23 protein-coding genes are annotated in these 24,785 nt (G+C 38.0%); 12 read left to right on the top strand and 11 right to left on the bottom strand.

Going from position 1 to position 24,785, the window contains the following annotated elements:
- Positions 1-30: 30 nt before the first annotated feature.
- The 4 genes from J7E57_RS02040 to J7E57_RS02025 form a co-directional block, all read right to left on the bottom strand.
- Entirely contained in the window at positions 31-324 is a 294-nt protein-coding gene (locus J7E57_RS02040) for a type II toxin-antitoxin system RelE/ParE family toxin (protein WP_215130085.1), read from the bottom strand.
- Entirely contained in the window at positions 309-536 is a 228-nt protein-coding gene (locus J7E57_RS02035) for a hypothetical protein (protein ID WP_215130083.1), read from the bottom strand. The genes J7E57_RS02040 and J7E57_RS02035 overlap by 16 nt, the downstream gene beginning before the upstream one ends.
- 85 nt (positions 537-621) lie before the next feature.
- Entirely contained in the window at positions 622-4,098 is a 3,477-nt protein-coding gene (locus tag J7E57_RS02030) for a preprotein translocase subunit SecA (RefSeq protein ID WP_215130081.1), read from the bottom strand.
- A 138-nt stretch (positions 4,099-4,236) separates the two neighbouring features.
- On the bottom strand, positions 4,237-4,605 hold the full coding sequence (locus tag J7E57_RS02025; RefSeq protein WP_215130079.1) for a hypothetical protein: 369 nt from the start codon (positions 4,603-4,605) through the stop codon (positions 4,237-4,239).
- Between the two features lie 141 nt (positions 4,606-4,746).
- On the opposite strand from J7E57_RS02025, the gene J7E57_RS02020 reads away from it, so the two are divergent.
- Together J7E57_RS02020 and J7E57_RS02015 are read left to right on the top strand one after the other, a co-directional pair.
- Positions 4,747-5,253, top strand: a complete 507-nt coding sequence (locus tag J7E57_RS02020) for a hypothetical protein (protein ID WP_215130077.1) — start codon at positions 4,747-4,749, stop codon at positions 5,251-5,253.
- A gap of 2 nt (positions 5,254-5,255) precedes the next feature.
- Positions 5,256-5,948 carry a hypothetical protein gene (locus J7E57_RS02015; RefSeq protein WP_215130075.1) on the top strand — a complete coding sequence of 231 codons (693 nt, stop codon included), beginning with the start codon at positions 5,256-5,258 and terminating at the stop codon, positions 5,946-5,948.
- A gap of 532 nt (positions 5,949-6,480) precedes the next feature.
- Here J7E57_RS02015 and J7E57_RS02010 read toward each other — a convergent pair.
- Complete coding sequence (locus J7E57_RS02010) at positions 6,481-7,434, bottom strand: Smr/MutS family protein (protein WP_215130073.1); 954 nt, start codon at positions 7,432-7,434, stop codon at positions 6,481-6,483.
- Positions 7,435-7,535: 101 nt separating this feature from the next.
- Positions 7,536-8,456, bottom strand: a complete 921-nt coding sequence (gene rsgA, locus J7E57_RS02005) for a ribosome small subunit-dependent GTPase A (protein WP_215130070.1) — start codon at positions 8,454-8,456, stop codon at positions 7,536-7,538.
- Between the two features lie 199 nt (positions 8,457-8,655).
- Between rsgA and fumC the strand changes: the two genes are divergently transcribed.
- From fumC to J7E57_RS01970, 7 genes are all read left to right on the top strand, one after another.
- Positions 8,656-10,053 carry a class II fumarate hydratase gene (gene fumC, locus J7E57_RS02000; RefSeq protein WP_215130068.1) on the top strand — a complete coding sequence of 466 codons (1,398 nt, stop codon included), beginning with the start codon at positions 8,656-8,658 and terminating at the stop codon, positions 10,051-10,053.
- A 196-nt stretch (positions 10,054-10,249) separates the two neighbouring features.
- Positions 10,250-10,597 carry a hypothetical protein gene (locus J7E57_RS01995; RefSeq protein ID WP_215130066.1) on the top strand — a complete coding sequence of 116 codons (348 nt, stop codon included), beginning with the start codon at positions 10,250-10,252 and terminating at the stop codon, positions 10,595-10,597.
- A 7-nt stretch (positions 10,598-10,604) separates the two neighbouring features.
- Positions 10,605-11,120, top strand: a complete 516-nt coding sequence (locus J7E57_RS01990) for a fumarate hydratase (protein WP_215130064.1) — start codon at positions 10,605-10,607, stop codon at positions 11,118-11,120.
- 1 nt (position 11,121) lies between these two features.
- Positions 11,122-11,928 (top strand): S1/P1 nuclease, encoded by an 807-nt coding sequence (locus tag J7E57_RS01985; RefSeq protein WP_215130062.1) that lies wholly within the window; start codon positions 11,122-11,124, stop codon positions 11,926-11,928.
- 118 nt (positions 11,929-12,046) lie between these two features.
- Positions 12,047-12,487 carry a hypothetical protein gene (locus tag J7E57_RS01980; protein ID WP_215130060.1) on the top strand — a complete coding sequence of 147 codons (441 nt, stop codon included), beginning with the start codon at positions 12,047-12,049 and terminating at the stop codon, positions 12,485-12,487.
- A 2-nt stretch (positions 12,488-12,489) separates the two neighbouring features.
- Positions 12,490-12,924, top strand: coding sequence for a low molecular weight protein-tyrosine-phosphatase (locus tag J7E57_RS01975; protein WP_215130058.1), 435 nt, complete (start codon positions 12,490-12,492; stop codon positions 12,922-12,924).
- 40 nt (positions 12,925-12,964) lie between these two features.
- Positions 12,965-13,732 carry a ThuA domain-containing protein gene (locus J7E57_RS01970; RefSeq protein ID WP_215130056.1) on the top strand — a complete coding sequence of 256 codons (768 nt, stop codon included), beginning with the start codon at positions 12,965-12,967 and terminating at the stop codon, positions 13,730-13,732.
- A 56-nt stretch (positions 13,733-13,788) separates the two neighbouring features.
- Here the strand turns inward: J7E57_RS01970 and J7E57_RS01965 are convergent, their stop codons facing one another.
- Both J7E57_RS01965 and J7E57_RS01960 read right to left on the bottom strand, forming a co-directional pair.
- On the bottom strand, positions 13,789-14,199 hold the full coding sequence (locus J7E57_RS01965; protein ID WP_215130054.1) for a hypothetical protein: 411 nt from the start codon (positions 14,197-14,199) through the stop codon (positions 13,789-13,791).
- 57 nt (positions 14,200-14,256) lie between these two features.
- The gene (locus J7E57_RS01960; protein WP_215130052.1) at positions 14,257-14,934 is read right to left on the bottom strand and encodes a hypothetical protein; all 678 of its coding nucleotides are present in this window, start codon (positions 14,932-14,934) and stop codon (positions 14,257-14,259) included.
- A 164-nt stretch (positions 14,935-15,098) separates the two neighbouring features.
- On the opposite strand from J7E57_RS01960, the gene J7E57_RS01955 reads away from it, so the two are divergent.
- Positions 15,099-16,550 (top strand): alpha-L-fucosidase, encoded by a 1,452-nt coding sequence (locus J7E57_RS01955; RefSeq protein ID WP_215130050.1) that lies wholly within the window; start codon positions 15,099-15,101, stop codon positions 16,548-16,550.
- On the opposite strand, the gene J7E57_RS01950 is transcribed toward J7E57_RS01955, so the two are convergent.
- The 3 genes from J7E57_RS01950 to J7E57_RS01940 form a co-directional block, all read right to left on the bottom strand.
- Positions 16,540-18,102, bottom strand: coding sequence for a rhomboid family intramembrane serine protease (locus J7E57_RS01950; protein ID WP_215130049.1), 1,563 nt, complete (start codon positions 18,100-18,102; stop codon positions 16,540-16,542). The genes J7E57_RS01955 and J7E57_RS01950 overlap by 11 nt on opposite strands.
- 6 nt (positions 18,103-18,108) lie before the next feature.
- Positions 18,109-18,858 (bottom strand): class I SAM-dependent methyltransferase, encoded by a 750-nt coding sequence (locus tag J7E57_RS01945; RefSeq protein ID WP_215130048.1) that lies wholly within the window; start codon positions 18,856-18,858, stop codon positions 18,109-18,111.
- 160 nt (positions 18,859-19,018) lie between these two features.
- Positions 19,019-22,216, bottom strand: a complete 3,198-nt coding sequence (locus J7E57_RS01940) for a S41 family peptidase (protein WP_215130046.1) — start codon at positions 22,214-22,216, stop codon at positions 19,019-19,021.
- Positions 22,217-22,289: 73 nt separating this feature from the next.
- Here J7E57_RS01940 and J7E57_RS01935 point away from each other — a divergent pair, with 73 nt between their 5' ends.
- Positions 22,290-23,570, top strand: coding sequence for a glycosyltransferase family 4 protein (locus J7E57_RS01935; protein ID WP_215130044.1), 1,281 nt, complete (start codon positions 22,290-22,292; stop codon positions 23,568-23,570).
- Positions 23,571-23,693: 123 nt separating this feature from the next.
- Complete coding sequence (locus J7E57_RS01930) at positions 23,694-24,785, top strand: YhcG family protein (RefSeq protein WP_215130042.1); 1,092 nt, start codon at positions 23,694-23,696, stop codon at positions 24,783-24,785.

The raw sequence follows: 24,785 nt of genomic DNA, 5'->3' as shown, positions 1-24,785 counted from the left end.
GGGTTAAGCAAATAGTTTAATGCTACCTATTTATATGATTAAATCATTGGGATTCTGATTAGTAGGCCAAATGGTATGAATGATGAGTTGAAAATCATTACATTCATAAAAAATAATGTAATCAAGTACGATCAACCCCCTTATATTATCTTTTGATGACTGAATCCCTAATTGGGGATTTCTGATCAATAATTTTAGTTCCTTATTAAATATCTTGTAGAGTTTTGCCGAATATTTTTTATTACCATTTCTTTGAGCATAAAACTCAAGTATGGCAAATAGCTTAATTCTTGCTTTGTGAGACCAAATTATTTCTTTAACCATTTTCCTATTTCATCATCCAAACCTGATTGGGTTACAAACAGACCATTATTAATTTGTTTTTGGGATGAAATAATTTCTTGTTGTTGTTCTGGCGACAGAGCTAAGGTTTTATTTTTGGCGCTGCCCTCAAGAATGGTAACGCCAAGTTCTTTGAGTAATTGTCTTACAAATGTGCTTTTATTCTCTGGAATTTTTATGGTAAGTGTTTCCATATCTCAAAAATACTAAAATAAAACCGTAAACAAAAAAGCCGGATTTCTTATCAAAATCCGGCTTCATCAACTTTTTAACTAATTCCTATAAATTTGCTCCATGGCAGTTCTTGAACTTCTTGCCACTACCGCATGGGCAAGGTTCGTTTCTACCAACTGTCGCCTCCTTACGGATTGGCTGTTGCGGCACGGGCTCACGCGTATCGCCAAATTCGATACCTGGTTCTTCTCTACCAAATTCTTGTTTAGTAGTTTGCAACTTCGGCTGTTTTACCGGAGCTGGTGCTTCTCTAACCTGATCTGGCTCTTGCTGAACCGGGATACCGCCTTTATATAAGAAACTTACTACTTCTTTATTTACCGCATTAAGCATGTTTTTAAATAGGTTGAAAGCTTCCATTTTATAAATCACCAATGGATCTTTTTGTTCGTAAACTGCATTTTGTACAGATTGCTTCAAATCATCCATTTCGCGTAAATGCTCTTTCCAGCTATCATCGATCAAGGCAAGGACAATAGTTTTTTCGAATGAACGAACTACTTCTTTTCCTTTGTTGTCGATTGCTTTCTTCAAATCAACCGCTACCTGAATACCACGGATACCATCAGTAAACGGAACCACAATCTGTTTGATGTGCTCGCCACGTTCCTGATAAACCTGGGTTAAAACTGGTAATGATTGTTGGATAATGGCTTCCGATTTACGTGCGTAAAATGCTTCAGCTTCATCGAATAACCTTTCAGTTAACTGAGGGATGTTGGTTGAAGTAAATTCTTTTTCGGTAATGGCCGTATCTAAAGAGAAGTTTTTGATTACCTCCAGTTTAAAACCATCGTAATTTCCTTCTTGTTTATACTCGCTTACGATATCCTCAGCAACATCGAAAACCATATTGTTCATATCTACATCTAAACGCTCGCCAAATAAAGCATTTTTACGTTTAGCATAAATTACAGTACGTTGCGAGTTCATTACATCATCGTACTCTAACAAACGTTTACGGATACCAAAGTTGTTCTCTTCTACTTTCTTCTGTGCACGTTCGATAGATTTGGTAATCATCGAGTGTTGAATCACTTCACCATCTTCGATACCCATACGCACCATGATGCCAGAAATACGCTCAGAACCAAATAAACGCATTAAGTTATCTTCTAATGAAACGAAGAATTGAGATGAACCTGGGTCACCCTGACGACCTGCACGACCACGTAACTGTCTATCTACACGACGAGACTCGTGACGCTCGGTACCCACAATGGCTAAACCACCAGCTTCTTTAACACCTGCACCCAATTTAATATCGGTACCACGACCAGCCATGTTGGTTGCAATGGTTACAGTTCCTGCCTGACCAGCTTCGGCAACAATATCGGCCTCTTTCTGGTGCATTTTCGCATTTAATACATTGTGTTTAATTCCACGAAGTTTAAGCATACGGCTTAACAACTCTGAAATCTCTACCGATGTTGTACCCACTAGTACCGGGCGACCAGCTTTTGGCTCTAGTTGCCCTGTTTCAGGATTAACCGCAGGAATTAATGCACCTTTAGCATCGAGCTTAGGCACAGCTCTACCTGTTGGATCGTATTTGATTACCGGTTTGCCATCTTTTTGTTTCGGATTTCCTTCTTTATCCAGTTCATATTCTGTTTCATAATGAGAATACGGAAAAACAAGAAACTGAATTTCTGAAGCAACAGCGTTATATTTTTCACGAACGGTACGGTAAACGTAATCCTGCTCATCTTTTCTAGAAATATTTCTGTTGGTTGGAATTTCTACCACATCTAATTTATAGATTGACCAAAACTCGCCAGCTTCTGTTGTCGCGGTACCCGTCATACCACAAAGTTTGTGATACATACGGAAATAATTTTGCAAGGTTACGGTTGCATATGTTTGGGTAGCATCCTCAACTTTTACATTCTCTTTAGCCTCAATTGCCTGGTGTAAACCATCAGAGTAACGACGGCCATCCATAATACGACCTGTTTGCTCATCAACAATTTTAATTTTTCCTTCATCGATGATGTATTCTACATCAATTTCAAATAAAGTATAAGCTTTTAACAATTGGTTAACCGAGTGGATGCGTTCTGCTTTAACAGAATAATCGCGCATTAGGGCATCTTTTTGAACTACTTTTTCTTCTAAAGGCAGATCAGATTTCTCTAGATCTGCTACTGCAGTACCTACATCAGGCAATACGAAGAAATTCGGATCTTCACCTGATTGGGTAATCAGTTCGATACCTTTTTCCGTTAATTCAACCTGGTTATTTTTCTCATCTATATAGAAATACAATTCAGAATCTACTTTAGGCATATTCTTAGATTGATCTGCCATATAGTGGTTTTCGGTTTTCAACAACAAACCACGAACACCGCTTTCACTTAAAAACTTAATTAAAGCTTTGTTTTTTGGCAAGCCACGGTATGCACGCAATAAGGCTAAACCACCTTCACCTTCTTCGGTTCCGCTGTTGCCTGCGTTGATCAATTTCTTCGCTTCGTTTAATGCTTGGGTTACATAGGCTTTTTGTGCATTAACCAAACGTTCGATACGTGGTTTTAATTCATAAAACTCATGCTCATCGCCACGTGGAATCGGACCTGAGATAATCAAAGGGGTACGGGCATCATCAATCAAAACTGAATCGACCTCATCCACCATTGCAAAATGCTGCTTGCGCTGCACCAATTGATCAGGTGTTTGCGACATATTGTCACGCAGGTAATCAAAACCGAACTCATTATTGGTTCCATAGGTAATATCTGCAGCATAAGCTTTTCTTCTTTCCTCAGAGTTTGGCTCATGTTTATCAATACAATCTACACTTAAACCATGAAATTCGAATAACGGCCCATTCCACTCACTATCACGACGGGCCAAGTAATCATTCACGGTAACAATATGAACACCTTGTCCGGCCAATGCATTTAAATAAGCCGGCAATGTACTTACCAGGGTTTTACCCTCACCAGTAGCCATCTCGGCAATTTTACCGCTGTGCAATACAATACCACCAATTAGCTGTACATCGTAGTGCACCATATTCCAAACTACTTCGGTTCCTGCAGCATCCCACCTATTCGCCCATTGTGCTTTATCGCCAACAATTTTAACATTGTTTTTCCTTGCAGCATAATCTCTATCGAACTGTGTTGCGGTAACCTCTAAATAATCGTTTTCGCTTAAACGATGAGAAGTTTCTTTAATTACAGCAAAAGCTTCCGGAAGGATTTCCAAAAGTACTTTCTCCAATTCTGTGTCGCGCTCTTTACCTAAGGCATCAACCTGATCATAAATTGCTGTTTTTTGGTGAAGATCTAAATCTTCGCTTTCTGCATCAGCTTTTAGTGCTGAAATTTTCTCATCAATTTCGGTTAAAAAGGCCGAAATCTTTTCTTTAAATTCTATGGTTTTACTACGTAACTCATCGTTGCTAAGCGCAGACAGTTTACTGTAGTATTCGTTAATTTTAACAACTAATGGCTGAATAGCCTTTATATCTCTTTCTGATTTACTTCCGAAAACCTTCGCTAAAAATCCTAACATTATAATATTTTAAATCGTATTTATTATTAAAAAATGGTGTGTTACAACAACCAAGCCATTGTCTTTCTTAAGTCAGTTTGGCAGTTGTTGGTATGAATGAGGCTAAAAACCTCTCAAAAAATCTTGTAGAGAAGAAAACTAGGGACTATTGTTCTTCGGTTTTTTTCTGATTGTTAAATCGGCAATTACCTGATTTACGCTCACATATTTTGCAACTTTTAATTGGGCTTGGGTCCCGATTAAAGCTAGCTTGGTGTACGATAACAGATAAGGGTTACGGTCTTCATTAAGTTGAACCGACTCTTTACCCGTTGAATTAACGCTGATATTATGCTCATTACAATATTCGTGTAATATCCTTAGCCCTTCAACGCGTTCGGCTTTTGCCAAATGTGTTAAGCTAAAAAATACAAGCGATATGGTAACCAGGTGTTTCATTAATAGCGGCAAAGCTAGTTTTAATCTTTTATAAAAAGAAATTACATCATCGCAAAAAGCGTTCCTCAATTTCTAAGCCTTTTTTCGCGTTTGTTTTTTAAAGATTCGAACATAGATTAAATTGAATATAAAAGCATAGCATAATCCTTATAATTGTTTTATTTTCATAAAGACGTTAGGATTTCTTAGCGTCTTTTTTAATTTTATGCCATGTCAATGAAAGTAATTACGCTATGCTATCGAAAAATAATTGATGCAACCAATACCAGCACATGGGACAAGTTTGTACATGAAGATAGTTTTGCTGAGTTCAAAATGCAGGCACAGTTTTATAATCAGGAAGAGCGGTTTACTACTTTCGCCGAAATGGTACTGCATGTTCCAGAGGCAGAGAAGTTACATTTTTTGGTCAGTGCCACTATTACTGGTTATTTGCGCCAGTTAAACGGAATTATCCCGGATGTACTGGATAATTTAGGCAGGCGTTTCCTGACTTTTGAAAACTTTAAGTTCGAATTGATCAATTCGGACATTAACAGTCTTGAAAAGCATAAAGTGGCCATCAATTTTTTCTCAAAACCGCTGGTTTGGCACGATACAATAGATAATTTGCTTTTGGTATCGCAATTTAAAGAAAGTAATGAGGATGAAGTTTTCACTAATCTTTTTCAGATCCAGCCTTTCGTAAGTATCCACGCCATAAAAAACATTGATTAACAATGGAACTCAAACCTGGAAAAATATTTTTAGCCGATGAGCGGGGCTTAACAGAAACTTCGGCACTAAGAAGATACAGCACCTTTAATTTTGAGAAATATTACAGTGAACACAGAACACCTTTCGGCAACTTATTTTTATGTAATGATGAATCGATTGCTGGCGGAAAGGTTACGTTTTTTCTATGCAAGGAAGATTCGCTCCAGATATTTATGCCCATTACTGGCGGAATTGATATTGTTGCCAACGGAAAAGAATTTGCTTTGGAAACCGGGCAAGTACAGGTGTTGAATATGGGTAGGGGTGAAGTTTTAGAAATCAGCAACCCCTATCAAAACGATGTGATTAATTACATACAATTTGGCATTAAAACCGATATGTTTTTAATGCGGGCAAGTGAAATGCTTTTCAGTTTCGATTTTGAGAAAAACAAGAACCAGCTGCTCGAAATTATATCAAACCCAAAATTACCTTTTAAGCTGAGTGCAGGCATTTTTGCTGGCCGTGAAGAAGCAGTTTGTAAAATGCAAAGTCCAAACCATCGGTTCTATGCTTTTATTATTGACGGGGCTTTCGAAATTGAAGGCCGCTTGATGCACTCAAGAGATGGTTTAGCGCTCTGGGATATTGAACATGTAGAACTGGAAGCATTGGGCAACAATGCAATTGTAGTGGTTTTGGAGTTTGGATTTTAATGCCTCCATCGTTCTATTTTCCCGCCGATTTAGAAGATTGTCGCAGCGTTTTTCGATAGGCTTAGGCTGAAAATTCGTCGTGAAGTCAGATGTTACCATCTGACTTATTGCACATCTAAAAAGATTTGATTCAGTGTAAGATGATAACATCTTACACCAATAATATTTTATTGACGCTGGGTTTTGCGTTAGGGATTGGATGGGTTCAGTACCGATTCTTCATCGGTACCGCAGCGAAGCGTAGCCCTGTAAAGCCCGCCCCCTTTCCCGTTTTTCACGGGATTGGGGAACGCCCAAATAATAAATTACCAGTTTATCCTTCTACAGACTCAGGATTGAAATTCACCTTCTGTTATTCTGAGCCCACCGTATAGAATTTTAATTTACTGAATAGATTCTGAAACAAGTTCAGAATGACGAATCGTATGAAAAAGACTGCAGTGCAATCAGATGTGACCATCTTACCTAGCGTAAATCTAAAAAGATGATTCAGTGCAAGATGGTAACATCTTACACCACAAACAAAAGCCTACTATTTAAAAACTACTTCTGTAGCCCCGTAACCAAACTTTTCTTTTCTGGCATCCATGTATGTTTTTACATGTGGATTTTTACTGATTAGTTTATGGATTTTATCTCGTAAAGTACCATTTCCTGAACCGTGGATAAAAACGATTTTATCGAAATGATGCACAACCGCAGCATCCATCGCAGTTTGAAAATGATTGATCTGTATCTGCAGCATTTCATCAGCTTCCAGAAAATGATGATCATCTCTCAGTTTTTCGATGTGCAGATCGATTTCTTTTTGAGGGGCTGCAACTGTTTTTTTCTCTTCAGTTGATTTAAAAAAACTTTCTTTTAATTTTTGCGGATCGATGGTTACCGGAACCAGATCATCCAAGCGGATTAGCCATCCCTTATTTCTCAATTGAGGCAATTCCTTTTGTTCGGTGCTAAAATCTTTTGCCCTAAATTTCTTACGGATTACCAAGGGATCGATAGGTTTCACATCAGCTTTGCTAAATACTAAAACCTGAAAGTTAAATTCTGGCCAAAGATCAAGATCAGCCAAGGAAGCAGAATAAACTAAAGTAGAGCCGTAAGATTCGATTATCCCATGAAAAGCACCTGCATACTTCTCTTTACGCTCGGTAGTTAAGCTTACCAATAAAATATTTGGAGAATGGTTCTGCAGGTGAAAATGTACCACATTACCGGCCTTATCATCAGTAGCAACAGCTATATAAATACCATTTTCGATTTTGTTAATACTGGGGACATTTACATGGACGGGTTTGGGGGCATCTAACTCTTCGGCTACCACACCATGACCATGTACAGAAGTTAAATTACTCACCGCAACAGGTATCTCGAAACCATCTTCATCGGTAACACCTAAAGTTTGGCTATCGATTATTTTAGTTACATAACCTTCACGTTTTTCATCAACAAAACGCACAAAATCTCCCAGTTTAAATTTCATTACTTATTTTTTTTGTAAAGGTTTTCAATCTAATTCGTTGGTTCAATCAAGAAGTATTTTATCACACACCATATCTTCTGACCTTTCGACTCCTCACTCAATTAATGACGAGTATCGTTTCCGTGATAAATGCTCAGGTAACTTTCATACCTTGAAACTGCAATTTCGCCGTCGTTTACCGCGGCTAAAACAGCACAGCCGGGCTCGTTAATGTGCCTGCAGTTGTTAAAACGGCAATTGTGCGAGGTTTTAAAGATTTCTCTAAAAAAATGACCTAGTTCTTCTTTTTCGATATCAATCACACCCAATTCTCTAATTCCGGGAGAATCGACAATGAAACCGCCCTGTGGTAATTCGAACATTTCGGCAAAAGTAGTGGTATGCTGCCCTTTATCGCTCCAGTCCGAAACCTCCCCCGTTCTTAAATCACGATCGGGCAATAATGCATTAATCAAACTCGATTTCCCAACGCCCGAGTGACCAGATATCAGTGTAATTTTATTGGTAATCAATTCCTGAATAACCGGAATATTAATGCCTTTTAAAGCCGAAACTTCGTAACAGGCATAACCAATACGCTCGTATATCTCTTTAAACTCCTGAAGAATTTCTAAACCCTCTTTACTAAACAGATCGAGTTTATTAAACACCAAAACCGCAGGTACATCGTAAGCCTCGGCCGTAACCAGGAAACGATCTATGAAACCTAAAGATGTACGGGGCGAAGCCAGCGTAACCACCAACATTGCCATATCCAAATTTGCAGCCAATATCTGCGCCTGCTTACTTAGGTTGATCGATTTGCGGATGATGTAGTTTTTACGTGGTAGCATTTCGTGTATCAAACCCTGGTTGCTATCCCGTTCCAGATCAAATTTCACCCTGTCGCCAACCGCAATCGGGTTGGTGGTTTTAAGTCCTTTAATCCTGAATTTACCTACAATCCGGCAATCATAGCGTCCGCCATTATCGGCCAAAACACTATACCAGCTCCCTGTAGATTTAATAACTAATCCCTGCATATTTGCGGTAAAGGTATGAATATGATTTCATTGGTAGAAGCGGCTAGCCAGGATAAAAGTTTGTACATTAATGATGAAGAATAAAAAGGAATACAGACATTTCGGCGATATATTTTGTTATCCATTAAATATCTTACATAAATCCAACGCTTTAAAAGGCAAAAAACCTAAATTTGCGACAATAAAAATCAAAAATATAATGAGTTTCAGAATAGAACACGATACCATGGGCGAGGTGCAGGTACCAGCCGACAAATACTGGGGTGCACAAACCGAACGCTCACGCAATAACTTCAAAATTGGGCCAGAAGGTTCGATGCCAAAAGAAATTATCCATGCTTTTGGATACCTGAAAAAAGCAGCTGCGCTTGCCAATACCGAACTTGGTGTATTATCAGCAGAAAAAGCCGATTTAATCGCTAAAGCTTGTGATGAAATTATTGCTGGACAGTTAGATGATCAATTTCCTTTGGTAATCTGGCAAACCGGATCGGGTACACAAAGCAACATGAATGGTAACGAAGTGATTGCAAATCGTGCCCATGTAATTAACGGTGGTTCATTAGCTGATGATAAAAAAGTACTTCACCCTAACGATGATGTAAATAAATCACAGTCATCAAACGATACTTACCCAACTGCAATGCACATTGCAGCCTATAAACTTACTGTAGAAAACACCATTCCGGGTTTAGAAAAATTAAGAAATACTTTAGCCAAAAAAGTAGAAGAATTCAGTTCGATCGTTAAAACCGGGCGTACACACTTTATGGATGCTACTCCACTTACCTTAGGACAGGAATTTTCGGGTTATGTACAACAGATCGATAACAGCATCAGGGCCATTAAAAATGCTTTGGTTATGGTTGCCGAGCTGGCTTTAGGTGGTACCGCCGTTGGCACAGGCTTAAATACACCAAAAGGATACGATGTTTTAGTGGCTAAAAAAATTGCTGATTTAACCGGTTTACCATTTGTTACGGCTCCAAATAAATTTGAAGCCTTGGCAGCGCATGATGCAATGGTAGAGCTTTCTGGTGCTTTAAAACGTACTGCGGTTGCTTTAATGAAAGTAGCAAACGATGTAAGAATGTTAAGCTCTGGCCCACGTTGTGGTATTGGCGAAATTGTAATTCCTGATAATGAACCAGGATCTTCAATTATGCCAGGTAAAGTTAACCCTACGCAACCAGAAGCTTTAACTATGGTTTGTGCACAAGTAATCGGTAACGATGTTGCGGTTTCAGTGGGTGGGATGAGCGGCCATTTCGAACTTAATGTGTTTAAACCACTTATTGCGGCTAATGTACTACAGTCGGCCCGCTTAATTGGCGATGCCTGCGTTTCTTTCACCGATAAATGTGCGGAAGGAATCACCGCTAACTTGCCAGAAATTGAGAAACATTTACAAAACTCTTTAATGTTGGTTACGGCTTTAAATCCGCATGTGGGTTATGAAAACGCCGCTAAAATTGCGAAGAAGGCACATAAAGAAAATAAAACTTTAAAAGCTGCAGCTGTAGAATTGGGCTTGTTAACCAACGAACAGTTTGATGAATGGGTTCGCCCGGAAGATATGGTTGGCAGTTTGAAATAATTAATTTTCAAAGATGCTATAAAATATAAAATTTGTCATCCTGAGCTTGTCGAAGGACCTATTATAAACTTATAGTAAAACGTTTCGACAGGCTCAACGTGACAAATCCGAGTGAAAGTATTTTATGCCACAACCTCTTTGTTAACTGCAATAATTACAGATCCAAATCAATACGATTAATTAAAACATAGACAAAATGAATTCAGTACTCTCTATACTCATGAGCGTGTTATCTGTTATAGCTCCATGCATTGTATTTGGAACCTGCTGCTATTTTTTAGCAAAAAAAAATGTAGTTGAGGCCATTTTAATGACCATAGGCTCAGGAATTGGTATACTGATACACTTATTTTATATTCTATTGCCACTATGGATTAGTAGCAGGAATATCCCCTATACTGAAGTTTCAAAATACTATACTTTAATCGGTATTATCGGTGCACTAGCCAATATTTGTTTCGCGGCGGGCTTTTTAATTTTGGTTTTCAATACCGTTAAAAAGAACACTTTATTTAACGATCAGTTTCCTAAAAGCATCGATTAACAATACAATGAACAAGCTGCACCAGGGTTTAAAGAATTTCTACATCATCCTTTTTACGTTATCTATCTTACATGTAGCTTGTAGTCCGCGGCCTAATATACAGGGCAAAGGTGAAGATTTTATGCAAGGCGTTTGGAATGAAGATTCCGTCGCTTTTAGCAATAAACTGAGCAACTACACACAGCACCATTTCAAATTTACCTGCGATTCTGTTTATATTGATATGGTTACCCACAGCAAAGTAAATTTTTACGAAGATTCTTGCTACAACAATGGCATTTGGAAAGAATATGCCAGAGGCGTTTATGTAGTTAAAGGCGATACCCTATTTGTTGGTGCCACCTTTACACACGCTAACCATAAACAAAAAATATCGGGATGTTACCGCATTGGCCGATACGACAAGAACTTCCTGATCAAAAAGAAATCTGCAGATACATTATTGTTAGAAAGTTTAAGTGACCAACGCGAAATCAAATTAACCCTCAAAGAAAAAATTACCTGCATCCAAAAAGAATTATAAAATGATTTTAACATCAATTAAAAAGAAATTAACCATTGCGCTAGTTTTTGGTTTTTTAGCTTATCTACCAATTCAGGCAAATGCCTGGGGAACTATTGGTCACAGGGTAGTTGGCGAAATTGCCGATAGTTACTTAAAAGCTAAAACACGCAAGGCTATTCAGGGCATTTTAGGTTATGAAACTTTGGCCATGAGTGCCAACTGGGGCGATTTTATCAAATCAGACTCTACCTACAATTACATGTATAACTGGCATTTTGTTAATCTTCCGGCGGGACTGAACAAAGAAGGCGTTTACAACTTTTTAGAAACTGAAAAATCACCTAATCTTTACAACAAAATACTTGATCTAATTGCTGTATTAAAGAAAGCAAGCAGCACTGCAGCCGAAAAGAAATTGGCTTTACGTATGTTGGTACACCTGGCGGGCGATTTATGTCAGCCTATGCATGTTGCCCGTAAAGATGATTTGGGTGGTAACCGCATTTCGGTGTTATGGTTCAATGAAAAATCGAATATCCACAGGGTTTGGGATGAACAACTTATCGAATATCAGCAGTTGAGCTATACAGAATATGCGAAAGCAATTAATCACCCTTCAGCAATTCAGCTGTATAACTGGCAAAACACAGGCCTTAAAGATTGTATTTACGAATCGTACGGCATTTGCAATAAAATTTACGATACCACCAAACCGGATGCTAAATTAAGCTATCGCTACAATTTTGATTGGGTTGATACCCTTAACGAACAGCTATTAAAAGGTGGTGTTCGATTGGCGAAAATGTTAAACGACATCTACGGATAATATTTTAGATATTCTCGATGCCCCAACGCTAAAAAGCTTGGGGCTTTTTTTTCATCCGTTGTAGCATATCAGAAGCTAGTTTCGTTATCTGATGTATACCAAAATCAATTATAAACTGATGAAAAAATTACTACTTATCTTAACCCTATGCCTGGCATTTGCCTGTAAAAAGAAAGAAACTCTTGCAATTGACGATATTACAAGTTACAAATGGCCCTTGCAATCGGCAACTGTTAGTCCTGTTTTAACCGTAAACGGAAAATCGAGCAGCAATTTCATGACGCTTTCAGGACCTAGTTCTTGTTTAAACAACAATTACGCATTAAGTTTTTCATCAAACGGATCTTATGCCTTCACCTCCACAGGTCCATTATGCGACATGTTTTCCTTTCAAAATGCCAAATGGACAAAAAGTGGGAATGAAATCACGCTAAATACTGGTTTCGGCAATACAGAAACTGTAAATTTAAACGGGACAAATATCATTCAAAAATATACTTTTGAGAAGGATGGAACAACCTACACCGTTACTTATATATTTACAGCAAAATCTAAATAGTATTGAAAATTTTAATGGTTTGCCTTGGTAACATCTGCCGTTCACCTTTGGCCGAAGGCATTATGCGCCATCTGGCAGATAAACAGAACTTAAATTGGGAAATTGCTTCGGCAGGAACGGGTAATTGGCATATCGGCAAAGCCCCCGATCACAGGAGTATTTCAGCGGCGAAAGCGCTAGGTTACGACATCAGCAAACAGCGGGCACAACAATTTAACCGCTCCATGTTTGCTAAATACGATCTGATTTTGGTTATGGACCAGAATAATTTAGCTGATGTTAAAAACCTTGCTAAAAGCGAAGAAGAGCGAAAAAAGGTTAAACTTTTTCTTGATAACGACGAAGTTACAGACCCATATTGGAATAATGCCCTGTTTAACCCTGTTTGCAGGCAGGTTGAAGAAAGATGTATAGAAATTATCAAACAACTTTCTTAAATTTAAAGCTCAATATTCATCACTAACCAAGTCAGCAAAAATGAAAAAGTACCTGTCCCTATGTTTATTAATTGTATCCGTTTTTTTATTCCAAAGCTATACCACCGCTAAGAAATCGGCAAAAGTTTTAGTTTTTTCCAAAACCAAAGGCTTTAGGCACAATTCTATTGAAACCGGAAAAGATGTTATCCAAAAATTGGGCGCCGAGCATCACTTTGATGTAGATACCACGGAAAATGCCGATCTGTTTACAGAAGATAATCTTAAAAAATATGCTGCTGTGATTTTTCTAAATACTACAGGCGATGTTTTAGACAATAAACAACAAATAGCCTTCGAAAGATATATCCAGGCTGGTGGAGGTTATGTGGGCATCCATGCCGCAACCGATACTGAATACGATTGGCCTTGGTACGGCAAATTGGCCGGCGCTTATTTCATCAGTCACCCAGCTGTACAGGAAGCTAAATTTATCATTAAAGACAAAAAACATCCTTCAACCAAGTTTTTTACCGATTCAGTTTGGATGAGAAAAGATGAGCTATATAACTTTAAAGATATCAATCCAGATATTAAAGTGCTGATTACCTTAGATGAGAAATCGTATACCGGCGGTAAAAATGGTAATTTCCATCCTTTTAGCTGGTACCACAATTTTGATGGCGGAAGGGCTTTCTATACCTGTATGGGCCATACTAAAGAAGGCTGGACAGAAGATAAATTCCAGAACCATTTATGGGGCGGCATTGAATATGCCATAGGCGGACAAAAGAAACTAGACTACAGTAAGGCTCATTCTAAATTCTAAGATCAAGGCTGAGCTTACTGAACGATTAGGCAGCGGGCTCAACCTTTCATTCCCCTCTAATAAAACAACTGAGAAAGCACATTGCTTGCACTTGGAGCAGCAGGTTTTAAAGCAGTAAACTTGGCCAATTGCGCAACCGTTAAAGCAGTTCCCAGTTTCGATTTCAATCCAGAAAACAATTTACCAAATTTGTTTTGATAAGCAGCAGGATCTGTTTTTTGAGTAGCCATAATGGTTGCTTTCTGCACTAGAAAATCTTTCACAATTGTAGTTACGGTTGGTTTTTGAACCGGAGTTAAACTTAAGGCAGGAGTAAGTTTACCAATAATACCAGAGGTTAAACTTGCCGCATCGAAACCCCGTACTTGCTGCAGCAACGGATCCAACTTTATTTTTAAAAGACTTTGTGAATGAGACGCAAAGTTTAGGCTCAATATCAGGGCAGATAAAATCAATATTTTTTTCATTTCAATAGTTATATATTTAACTAAGGCAAACAATTTACACCTTTTAGGAATGAATATTTATGAAGATCTGGCTTTTTTCAGATTAACCAAATAAATATAATTCAGCATACAGAAAGAGGCCACAGCCCCGAAAGTATGCCATAAAAAGTGAGTACCAATTGTAAATACATCCCATTTATCGGCAATTCGAAAAGTTAGCGCGAATATGAAAGCAATTAGGGCAAAGCCAACCCATTTGCCGTTTTTCCACTCTGTTTTAATCAAGTACCCAAATACCGGAAATAAAACCAGTGCAGCCATAAAAGCATAATTGATGTTGATGAAGATCTGGAAATCGCCGTTGCTAAAGAGCCGTCGCACGTAAAACTGAAAGAAAGCATAAACGGCTACAATTAAAACGGCAAAATACCACTTGGTTAGTTTGGAAAGAAAGTAAACCCCGGCTGAAAGGCATAAGAGCATAATCGGCATCCAGTCCATCATAATAAAAATTGGCCAACGCCTCAATCCATGATAAGTGGTGCCTCCAATTCCACCTATATAAAGTAAAACCAGGGCAATGGTCAGAAAAGTATGCTGTTTAAAATTCCCCCAAATTTTTATTGTCCAATACACTGCAATAGCTAAAAAAAAGCAACTTGTTATAGTATTAAATGGCTCAGGAAAAAGCTGGCTAAGATTAGTTTCAGTATACATTGTACCTCCATCGGGAGGATTCTGGATAAAAGCGCTCATAATTAATTAACGTAAACTGAAATTAAATGTTTGGTGAATCCATGTAACGATCAAGATGTAAAAATAATTTCGTGTTTACATTTTCAAGAGGTTAAATATTGGTTAACTCTTTTCCTTCAGCTGGTATTTTTTTGTACTTTAGGTGGATCTAAGCTATAATGATGATGAAATACATATTAATTTTTTTTCTATTCTTAACAACGGCAATTTACGCCCAAACACCGCCTAAACCTTACGGTGCACTACCATCAAAAAGGCAACTGGCCTGGCATGATATTGAAGTTTACGGCCTAATCCATTTTACGCCAACTACATTCGAAAACAAAGAATGGGGCTTTGGTGATGCTGACCCGAAAACATTTAACCCAACAGATTTCAACGCCGATCAAATTATTAAAGCAGCCAAGGCCGGTGGATTAAATGGCATCATCTTAGTTGCAAAACATCATGATGGTTTTGCTTTATGGCCAACCAAAACGACCGATTATAATATAAGTAAAAGTCCTTTCAGAGCAGGCAAAGGAAATTTAGTTAAAGAAGTGGAGCAGGCTGTACGTAAAAACGGTTTAAAGTTTGGGGTATACTGCTCACCATGGGACAGGAACAACGCGCTTTATGGTACCGATAAATATTTGGCCATTTATCAGGCCCAGTTAAAAGAACTTTACAGCAATTTTGGCGAACTTTTTATGAGCTGGCATGATGGTGCTAATGGTGGTGATGGCTATTATGGTGGTGCAAAAGAAAAACGCTCGATAGATAACACTACCTATTACGATTGGAAAAATACCTGGGCCATTACCCGTAAAATGCAGCCCATGGCCAATATTTTTAGCGATATAGGTTTGGATATCCGCTGGGTAGGTAATGAAGATGGTCACGCAGCGCCAACCTCTTGGGCTACTTTTACACCGATGGCGCCTGATGGGAAAAATGAAGCCGTTCCCGGTCAGGCAAATTATCCGCAAAGTCCTGAAGGAATACGAAACGGTAAATTCTGGATGCCAGCAGAATGTGATGTTCCTTTAAGAAAAGGGTGGTTTTACCATGCCAACCAAAAACCTAAAACCCCAGAAAAACTGTTCGATCTATACTTAAAAAGTGTTGGCCGTGGCGCAGGTTTAGATCTTGGTTTAGCACCCGATACCCGTGGACAACTTCACGAGGATGATGTTGCTGCACTGAAAACTTTTGGCGACATGGTTAAACATACTTTCGAGAATAACCTGGCCAAAAATGCCCAAATTAAAGCGAGCAACAGTAGAGGCAAAAAGTATGATGTTACTTCCCTGCTTGATGGTAAAAGGGAAAGTTACTGGGCAACACAGGATGATATCCGCCAGGCAAGTTTAGAAGTAGATTTAAAAACAGCTAAAACCTTTGATATCATTAGCCTACAAGAGTATATTCCCTTGGGTCAGCGAATAGAGGCTTACACCATCGAGGTATTTGAAAACAATGCATGGAAAAAAGTTTACGACGGCACGAGCATCGGCGCGAAACGTTTGATTAAATTGGAGAGTCCCGTTACAACTAATAAAGTAAAAATAACCATAACTAAATCTCCGGTTTGTATTACGCTAAGTGAAATTGGGATATATAAATTCACAAACTAATTTGATTTGCCCTGCTTAAGCTATCACTAAGTTTGAAAGTGAGTTCTGCAACATTGGATATTTCTTTGGATGTTTGTTTACTGTACTTTGATACGCTATCAGCTTGAATATCCCTTAACATCAAAGCAACAGCAAGAGACATTTTTTTTGCAATTTCTGCTTTCTTCGAACGATCGTAAGCCTCTAAATCTTTAAGCTTAAGAGGCTTCATCTGTTTGATAATTTGCAGGTTATTCTGGCTGGGGATAATGCCATAATCGTTCACTTCTCTAAGTTTTTCCTCTTTTGATAAGGATGCTTTCAAATATAAAAGCTGATTAAAGGAAATCAGGTTATCGCTAAAACTATCCCTTAGCTTCTTGTATTGTTGCGTTTGATAATTCGGAGTAAAAAAGGCTACTCCAAACGAAAAAGCAATAAATAAAACAAACACGCCTGCATAACGCAATTGAGTATTCTGCCAGGGCTGCTTTTGTAATTTAAAGCTAAAAATATAGCAGATTATAAAACCAGCTATCATACCTGCAATATGTGTTGCATTATCAGTTGATTTAGATAATGATCCATTTAAAATAATTATCGCAGTTACAAAAACTGTACTGATCAACAATGCCCGGCTTGCATTTTTCTCAAAATATTTATTGAGCAAAAGTGCTATAAGTGCACCCATTACTCCCATAACCGCACCAGAAGCGCCAAAAATATAACCCACTTCGTGAAAAAGCAAGCTGATAAATCCGCCACAAATGCCACTTAACAAATAAATAGTTAAGAATTTTTTCCAACCTAATTTATTTTCAACCATTAACCCTAAATAGATTAATGCGTACATGTTAAAAAACAGATGAGAAAACGACCCATGGATAAACAAGCTCGAAATTAGTCTCCAATATTGCCCATCAAGCACCAGGAATTTATTGCTCACACCAAAATAAACCAATAAGGTTTGTATTTTTTCAACAAAACTTTCTTTAGAACCTGTTTGGTAGGCTTGTGTTAGTAAGTATTGCCTGTAAACAAATGTTACAAACGTTATTAAAACCCAATACAGAACATTCAATGCAACCAGGATTGGGGTAACGATATAACCCTTTTGAGGAAAAAACAGGAAGAAAACATTTTTGATCTTATTTTTAATGGCTAATGGGGCCTTTTCAAAATAAGTACCATCGGAAGTGGCAACTAATTCATGGAATTTGACCCTAATTTCATTCCACGAATCCTTTAGGTGATACTCCACGTATTCAAATTCATGAAAGAACTTTTCGAGGTTTGAATCATTCTTCCCATAATCATTTAAAAGCAGTTGAATGCCTACGCATTCGCTTTTTACTACGGCGAAATTGCGGATAATACGGATCGAGATCTCCTCACTATAGGATTGAAATGATAATGGTGTATAAGCAATAATCCCGGTTTCCGATAAGTGACTTAACTTCCAGCCCAGATTTTCGATTGCCTGCCTGGCAATAATTAGGTATTTATCTGCCGGAAAATCGGCCAAAGGAATATATTTTTCAATTTTAGGCGAGTAACCCCAACTGATTGACATAGCGCGTTATATTTTTTTCGCTACTAAGATAATATAAGGTGATAGATTTTTGCTTTCGAACGGAATAATCTTCGTAAATACTTTTCCGGTTAGCCAAACTACTTTCTTAAATAGACGAACGCCTGCAGATTTCTGGCTTTCATTTTCCAGCCATACACTAAAACGACCAAAATAACCAGATTTTACTTCTTTAAGTCCGGCATGCTCGCAGATAGATTTCAATAACGCGGGATCCATGCTATCGATATTATGCTTATCATAATTTTCTCTATCGAAATTCTTTTGAAACCAGCCGTTAACCGCCTTAAAATTTGGCAACGTGATAAACAAAGTGCCACCTGGTTTTACAAAAGCAATATGACGGTTAATAATATCGGCAGTATCGTTAAAGTGTTCGATTAAACCGCAGCTTAGTACAAGATCATACTGCTTTTCGGGCGTGTAATTAAAAAGATCGGTTTCAATAATATGGATATCCTTTTCCGTTAATCCGTTCTTTTCTAAAAGCTCATTTACAACCGGTGGATGAACAAAATAATCGAGAAGGGTAACATCAAGTTGAAAATATTTTTTCAGGAATACGGCATAATAACCGGGAAAACCGCCCAATTCGATGGCCGTTTTAACATTATCTTTCTGAATAACATCAGCCAGTTGTTGATGAAATAAATAATTTGAAGGTAACTGAACAGCTAGTCCTTTCTTACTTTCCCAATAATTTACCCAAAAAGCCCTGTCGGTTAATAAATTTGCCATGTTTTAAATAATTCCAATCCCAAAGAAACGGAAAAATTTGGTTAATTGTTAAAGTGGTTAACTGTTTAAACTGTGAAATTGGTTAATCGTAGACAGCACCATGCTATATACAATTAACCGATTTAAACACTTAACCGGTTAACCCTTCTTCCGATTAACCTTATTTAAGGTCCTTCAAAATCTCAGCCACTGCTTTTTCGAGCTGAGGATCTTTATCTGTCAGGCGGTCTTCGAAAGTATTTTTCACAAAAATATCGGGTTTAACGCCCTCCTTTTCGATGTTTTTGCCATTCATGGTATAACAGCCCCACGATGGTAAACGGTAAGAAGAACCATCAACCAAGCCTTTAGCAGAAGTAAAAATAATCCAACGGTAGGTTTCCGTACCGATAATCTTACCCAATTTTAATTGTTTAAACCCTGCCGCCGTCATTTCAGCATCACTTAAAGATTGTTCGTTAATTAGCAACACGATTGGCTTCGCTGCCGGACCAAAATTACTTTGTGGAGCCATTTTACCGCCGCGGTATTTCCATTGTAAATAAGGGCGCTGAGAAAGGAATTTTAGCACATCATCATGTACGTTCCCTCCGGTATTATAGCGCAGATCGAGGATAATGGCCTCCTTATTTTCTTCTTGCGCAACCATATCCAATAAGAAAGTTTCCAATTCGCCACCCCCCATGTTTTTCATATAAGAATAAGCAATCCTGTTGTTGCTCCATTTATCGACATTTTTATGGTTTTGAGCGATCCACTCATCGTAAAGATTTCCGCGCAAAGTGCTTGAGCTTTCTGGATGTACGTTTACAAAAACATCTTTTCCGTTACGCTTAAAGGTCAAAGTGATTTCTCTATCCAATGATGGTTTACTAAAATAATAATCGCGGTCTATTTCTTCATCTACCTTAACGCCGTTTACTTCTGTAAGAATGTCTCCTGCCAAAATATTGGTTCCGGTGCGGGCTGCATTACTTTTAGCGGCAATGCGTTCAACTTTTAAAGGATTTTCATTATCGAAGATGATTCCTGTTTCGTTGGTGATGTAAGTAAGGTTTTTGCGTTCCTCTGCCCCCGCACTGTTAAAGCCCATGTGCGAAGAATTTAGTTCGCCCAACATATCGTTCAATAAAATCCTCAAGTCACTACGGTTGTTCACATAGGGCAGATAAGCTGCGTAACGTGTCCTCATTTTATCCCAGTCTACGCCATGAAATTTTTCGTCATAAAAATTCTCATCTAAACCTACCCAGGTTTCGTAAAACATCTGGTTAAACTCGGCATTCAGGTTTCTGGTAAATTTATAACCGTGGTCTACGCGGTCAAGCTTGTTCCCTTCCAAGGTATATTTGTTGATCGCTCCTCTTGATAAAACGAAAAATTTATCACCAGTCGATACAATCGAGTAATCGCCCCCATCGGCAACTTTTTCAGTTTTATTGGCTTCAAAAGGCTCAATAGTAGTGCGATAAAGACCTGGTGCGCCTCCCTCATGGTTAGAGGAGTAAAACACATAGGTTTTGTCGCCTTTGGCAAAAGCATCCGTTCCAAATTGGCCGCCAAATGCAGGACCAACCAGTTCTATGCGATCTAAAACATCCTGCGTATTAATGGTAATTACATTTGCTGGTTTTGGCGTAGGTTTTACCTCGGTCTTCTTTTTAGCTGTATCTGTTTTTGCTTTTTTATCATTTTTATTATCAGTTATTGCAGGCTTAACTTCGGTTGGTGCAGGCTTGGTTTCTTTAAACAGGTCATCAAACTTATCAGAACGGTAAGGTTCGTCATAATTATTCAATGCCATACGGTAAATGTGTGCATTCTGCATTCCCGTTGGGTAAGACGGCTTGGTACGGGCACTGGTAAAGAAAATATATTTGCCATCGGGCGACCACGCAGGCCCTGTTTCGGTAACACCTGTATTGGTTAAATTGATGGTTTTATTACCCTTGATTTGATGCACCATAATATCCTGCTCGAAATTCCGGTACACCGTAAAAAGCACATACTCATCATTTGGCGAAAAGCTTGGTGCTGCACTTTGTAGGGCCCAAAACTCGTCGGTCACCAAAGTTTTGGCATCAAAAGTTTTAAGATCCATCAGCTTGAGCTCGTTTCTGCCACTCAGGTACACGGCCATGGTTTTGGTTTTGTTTAAAGTGATATCGCGTACATTTGCTTTATCCTTTGTCAGCTGTTTTACCGATCCTTTTCCGTCACCGGTAATGGTAAACCAGTTCTGATAACCATTAGCTGTTTGGCTGAACAAAATCGTTTTGTTATCGGCCAGCCATTTGCATTCTAAAGCACGCTCACCACTGTTGGTAATCTTACGGATAAATTTTCCGTCTGCATCGCTTACAAATACTTCACCACGTGAAATAAAAGCCATTTTTTTCCCGTCAGTAGAAACATCGAATGCTGAGATATTTCCACGCACATCATACTCTTGCTCTTTACTCAACACCTGGTTACGTGAAGTACTGATATTGATTTTCTCGGTTTTCTTCGAAGCTACATCGTAGGTGTACAATTGATAATCTTTCTCAAACACAACCGTAGTTCCATTGGCCGAAACAAAGGGGCGTTTAATGGAAGTATCAAAATTAGTCAGGCTTGTTTTCTTGCCCCCGATAAAAGTGTACAAATTGTATTCCTCATTGCCTTCATCTGATACAAAAAAAACATTCCCTTTTTGATCAACACTGGTCCAGAAATCTTTCCCGATATAATCGGTATAACGTTTATAGCTTTTCGATTTTGGGTTATACGATTGGATATCTGGATTATAGGCTCCTTTATAGTGTTTGCGGTTTGCAAATCGGTAACTCTCCCAGGTATCGTTAAAAAACAGTTCACCACTTGGCGATTCGGCGATGTGGTGCGTGGTATTGAAATAATTATCGAATAAACGGACGGCCGTGCCACCGTTTACACTTACTTTATAGCTTGAAAAAGAATTATAGCGCCCAGATGTGAAATAAATTGTTTTCGAATCCCAGCTCCAGTTGTCTACTTCATCCGCAGCATCGTTAAAAGTTAATTGTTTAATATCTCCACCTGTTAAAGGCATAACATACACGTCGTAATTACCAAACTGGTTTGATGAAAAAGCCATCCATTTCCCATCAGGAGATATTTTCGGATTAATTTCTTCACCCTGCATGGCTGTAACCCTCGAAGCCACACCTCCTTTTACGGGTACTTTCCAAATATCACCATCATAGCTGAATACTATTGTTTGTGCATCGGGCGTTAAAGCAGGGTATGCAGCAAAGTAGGTTTGCCCTTGAGCAAATGAATGGATAGACAACAAAAATGCTAGTGTCGCTAGCGATTTTAACAGGGATTTGATCATAATTTATTTTGTTTGGCTTTGATACATGAAAATACACAACAGATTTTATATTCGTAAACAATAAAATGTATTTTTGATTGATTTGAAAGTAGTACACCTAAATACCTATGATGGAAATGGCGGAGCAGGGCGTGCCTGTTTGCGTTTAAGTGATGCCTTAAAGGCCAGTGGAATCGATTCAAAAGTATTGGTTTACTATAAATTTGGTCAAAACCCGAAGATAGATACCTTTAGCAAGTCGCCTTTTCAAAAAGCCAAAGCCATTTATAACATCTTATCTGAAAGATATTATGCAAAATGGCTCAGCAAATCGATAAAAACACCTTTCAGTTTGCAGTGGTTTGGCCGTTCAGTAATTAATCATCCGGATGTTAAAAATGCCGACATTATCCATTTACATTGGGTAAACCACGGTTTCTTAAATCCTAAGTTTTTGGCGCAGCTTGATGAACTGGAAAAGCCAATTGTATGGACTTTTCATGATAGCAACGCTTTTACAGGTGGGTGCCATGTGCGTTATGGATGCGAAAATTTTCACCAACAATGCGGTAATTGCCCGATTTTAAAAATAAGCGGCAAAAATGATATTTCGCACAAAACCTGGGTACGTAAACAAAAAGCTTATACCGAATTGAATTTCCACATTGTGGCGCCTAGCAAATGGATGGCTGCATCTGTAAAGTTCAGCAGTTTGTTGGGCACCAGGAAAGCTACAGTTATCCCAAATACGATTGAAACAAAAATTTTCAAACCTTATGTTAAATCGGAGGCGAAAAAAATCTTAAAGATCAATCCTGATAAGTTTGTACTAATGAGCGGATTTATGCCTTCAAAAAACGACAAACATAAAGGAACCCCCTATTTAATCGAAGCTTTAGAAATTTTATCGCGTAGGCCTGGAATACAAAAAGGAAATATTGAATTGGTTATTTTCGGAAATAAGGAAAATGCAGAAATGCCCGAATTTCCTTTCAAAACCACTTTTTTAGGCACCATTAATAAAGATGATCATTTAGCGAAATGTTATTCTGCTGCAGATGCATTTATTACGCCATCATTGGAAGATAACCTCCCCAATACCGTGATGGAAAGTTTATCGTGCGCTACACCCGTTGTTGCTTTTACTACTGGTGGCATACCTGATATGGTGAAACACATGCAGAATGGCTATCTCGCAGAGTATCAAAATGCGGAAGATTTAGCAAACGGCATTGAGTGGCTGTACCACCGTCCAAATAAAGAAGAAATCCAAAAAGCGGCCAGATTAAGTATTTTAACAGATTTCTCGGAAGAAGTAATCGCTGCCGAGCATATCCATCTTTACGAAACACTGATTGATCTGCAACCGAAATAAGCTCAACCTTCTAATAAAGTTTCACAGTTCTATTTACAATTCAATTGGCAAAATCTAATTTTCTTTCCAACAAACAAAAATTTGGTCAATCTTTATTAAATTTATAGCGACTGAAACTGTTAAATGGAAAGCATCACAAATTATTCTGAAAGTATTAAAGCATTAAAATCAGCTATTTTATCGAGTCGGTATAAAGCTGCTACTTTAGTAAATAAAGAACTTTTGCTATTATATTTTACAGTTGGTAAATTCATTTCAGAAAAGATAAAGAAAGAGAAATGGGGCGCAAAGGTTATCGACAACCTTTCTGCTGATCTACAGACCGAATTACCTGGCTTAAGAGGATTTTCTGGAACAAATATTAAACGGATGAGGTTCTTTTTTGAATCTTGGGAAGAGCATATACTAATTAGTCCGTCAATAACGGACCAATCACAACACACGGATATTAAGCAAATTGAATTTAGTCCATCAGTAACGGACCAATTTCAAAAAACATTTTTCAATATTAGTTTCACTCACCACATCGAAGTTTTACAAGGTTCAAATTCAATTGAGGAAAAAACGTATTACATTCAAAAAGCGGCCATAGAATTCTGGAGTGTAAGTACATTAAAACATCACCTCAAAAATAAGTCATATAGTAATTCTGGCAGTTTACCTAACAATTTTTCAAAAACGATTACCAACGAAGAAACAAGGAACAAAGCACTCCAATCTTTCAAAGATGAATACCTCTTGGATTTCATTAATATAGAAGATGTTGATGAAGAGGATGAACGTGTTTTAGAAAGTGGCATTGTACGAAATATCAAAAAGTTATTAATGTCGTTAGGAACTGATTTTGCATTTATCAGCAACCAGTATAGATTGATTGTTGAAGACGAAGAATATTTTTTAGATCTTTTATTTTTTAACCGCCGTTTACAATGTTTGGTTGTTTTTGAACTTAAAACCGGGAAATTTAAACCCGAATATTTAGGTAAAATGAACTTTTATTTATCTGCTTTAGATGAATACATTAAACAACCACATGAGCAACCCTCAATAGGCATAATACTTTGCAAAGAAAAGAAAAATAAGATTGTAGAGTTTTCGTTCCGCGATTTTAATAAAGCGATGGGTGTTTCTACCTACAAAACCAGTGCAATATTACCAAAAGCATTTAAAGGTTTGATCCCCGATGCAGAAACCTTTAAAAAATTAATGGACTAA

The sequence above is a fragment of the Pedobacter sp. ISL-64 genome, assembly GCF_018613605.1.
Classification (GTDB): Bacteria; Bacteroidota; Bacteroidia; order Sphingobacteriales; family Sphingobacteriaceae; genus Pedobacter.
Note: the sequence above shows the minus strand (reverse complement) of the source record. Positions and strands in the feature narration are given on the sequence as shown.

Coding starts and splice junctions, on each gene's coding strand:
- J7E57_RS02040 (WP_215130085.1), bottom strand. CDS start 324: ATGGTTAAAGAAATAATTTGGTCTCACAAAGCAAGAATTAAGCTATTT.
- J7E57_RS02035 (WP_215130083.1), bottom strand. CDS start 536: ATGGAAACACTTACCATAAAAATTCCAGAGAATAAAAGCACATTTGTA.
- J7E57_RS02030 (WP_215130081.1), bottom strand. CDS start 4,098: ATGTTAGGATTTTTAGCGAAGGTTTTCGGAAGTAAATCAGAAAGAGAT.
- J7E57_RS02020 (WP_215130077.1), top strand. CDS start 4,747: ATGTCAATGAAAGTAATTACGCTATGCTATCGAAAAATAATTGATGCA.
- J7E57_RS02015 (WP_215130075.1), top strand. CDS start 5,256: ATGGAACTCAAACCTGGAAAAATATTTTTAGCCGATGAGCGGGGCTTA.
- J7E57_RS02010 (WP_215130073.1), bottom strand. CDS start 7,434: ATGAAATTTAAACTGGGAGATTTTGTGCGTTTTGTTGATGAAAAACGT.
- rsgA (WP_215130070.1), bottom strand. CDS start 8,456: ATGCAGGGATTAGTTATTAAATCTACAGGGAGCTGGTATAGTGTTTTG.
- fumC (WP_215130068.1), top strand. CDS start 8,656: ATGAGTTTCAGAATAGAACACGATACCATGGGCGAGGTGCAGGTACCA.
- J7E57_RS01995 (WP_215130066.1), top strand. CDS start 10,250: ATGAATTCAGTACTCTCTATACTCATGAGCGTGTTATCTGTTATAGCT.
- J7E57_RS01990 (WP_215130064.1), top strand. CDS start 10,605: ATGAACAAGCTGCACCAGGGTTTAAAGAATTTCTACATCATCCTTTTT.
- J7E57_RS01985 (WP_215130062.1), top strand. CDS start 11,122: ATGATTTTAACATCAATTAAAAAGAAATTAACCATTGCGCTAGTTTTT.
- J7E57_RS01980 (WP_215130060.1), top strand. CDS start 12,047: ATGAAAAAATTACTACTTATCTTAACCCTATGCCTGGCATTTGCCTGT.
- J7E57_RS01970 (WP_215130056.1), top strand. CDS start 12,965: ATGAAAAAGTACCTGTCCCTATGTTTATTAATTGTATCCGTTTTTTTA.
- J7E57_RS01965 (WP_215130054.1), bottom strand. CDS start 14,199: ATGAAAAAAATATTGATTTTATCTGCCCTGATATTGAGCCTAAACTTT.
- J7E57_RS01960 (WP_215130052.1), bottom strand. CDS start 14,934: ATGAGCGCTTTTATCCAGAATCCTCCCGATGGAGGTACAATGTATACT.
- J7E57_RS01955 (WP_215130050.1), top strand. CDS start 15,099: ATGAAATACATATTAATTTTTTTTCTATTCTTAACAACGGCAATTTAC.
- J7E57_RS01950 (WP_215130049.1), bottom strand. CDS start 18,102: ATGTCAATCAGTTGGGGTTACTCGCCTAAAATTGAAAAATATATTCCT.
- J7E57_RS01945 (WP_215130048.1), bottom strand. CDS start 18,858: ATGGCAAATTTATTAACCGACAGGGCTTTTTGGGTAAATTATTGGGAA.
- J7E57_RS01940 (WP_215130046.1), bottom strand. CDS start 22,216: ATGATCAAATCCCTGTTAAAATCGCTAGCGACACTAGCATTTTTGTTG.
- J7E57_RS01930 (WP_215130042.1), top strand. CDS start 23,694: ATGGAAAGCATCACAAATTATTCTGAAAGTATTAAAGCATTAAAATCA.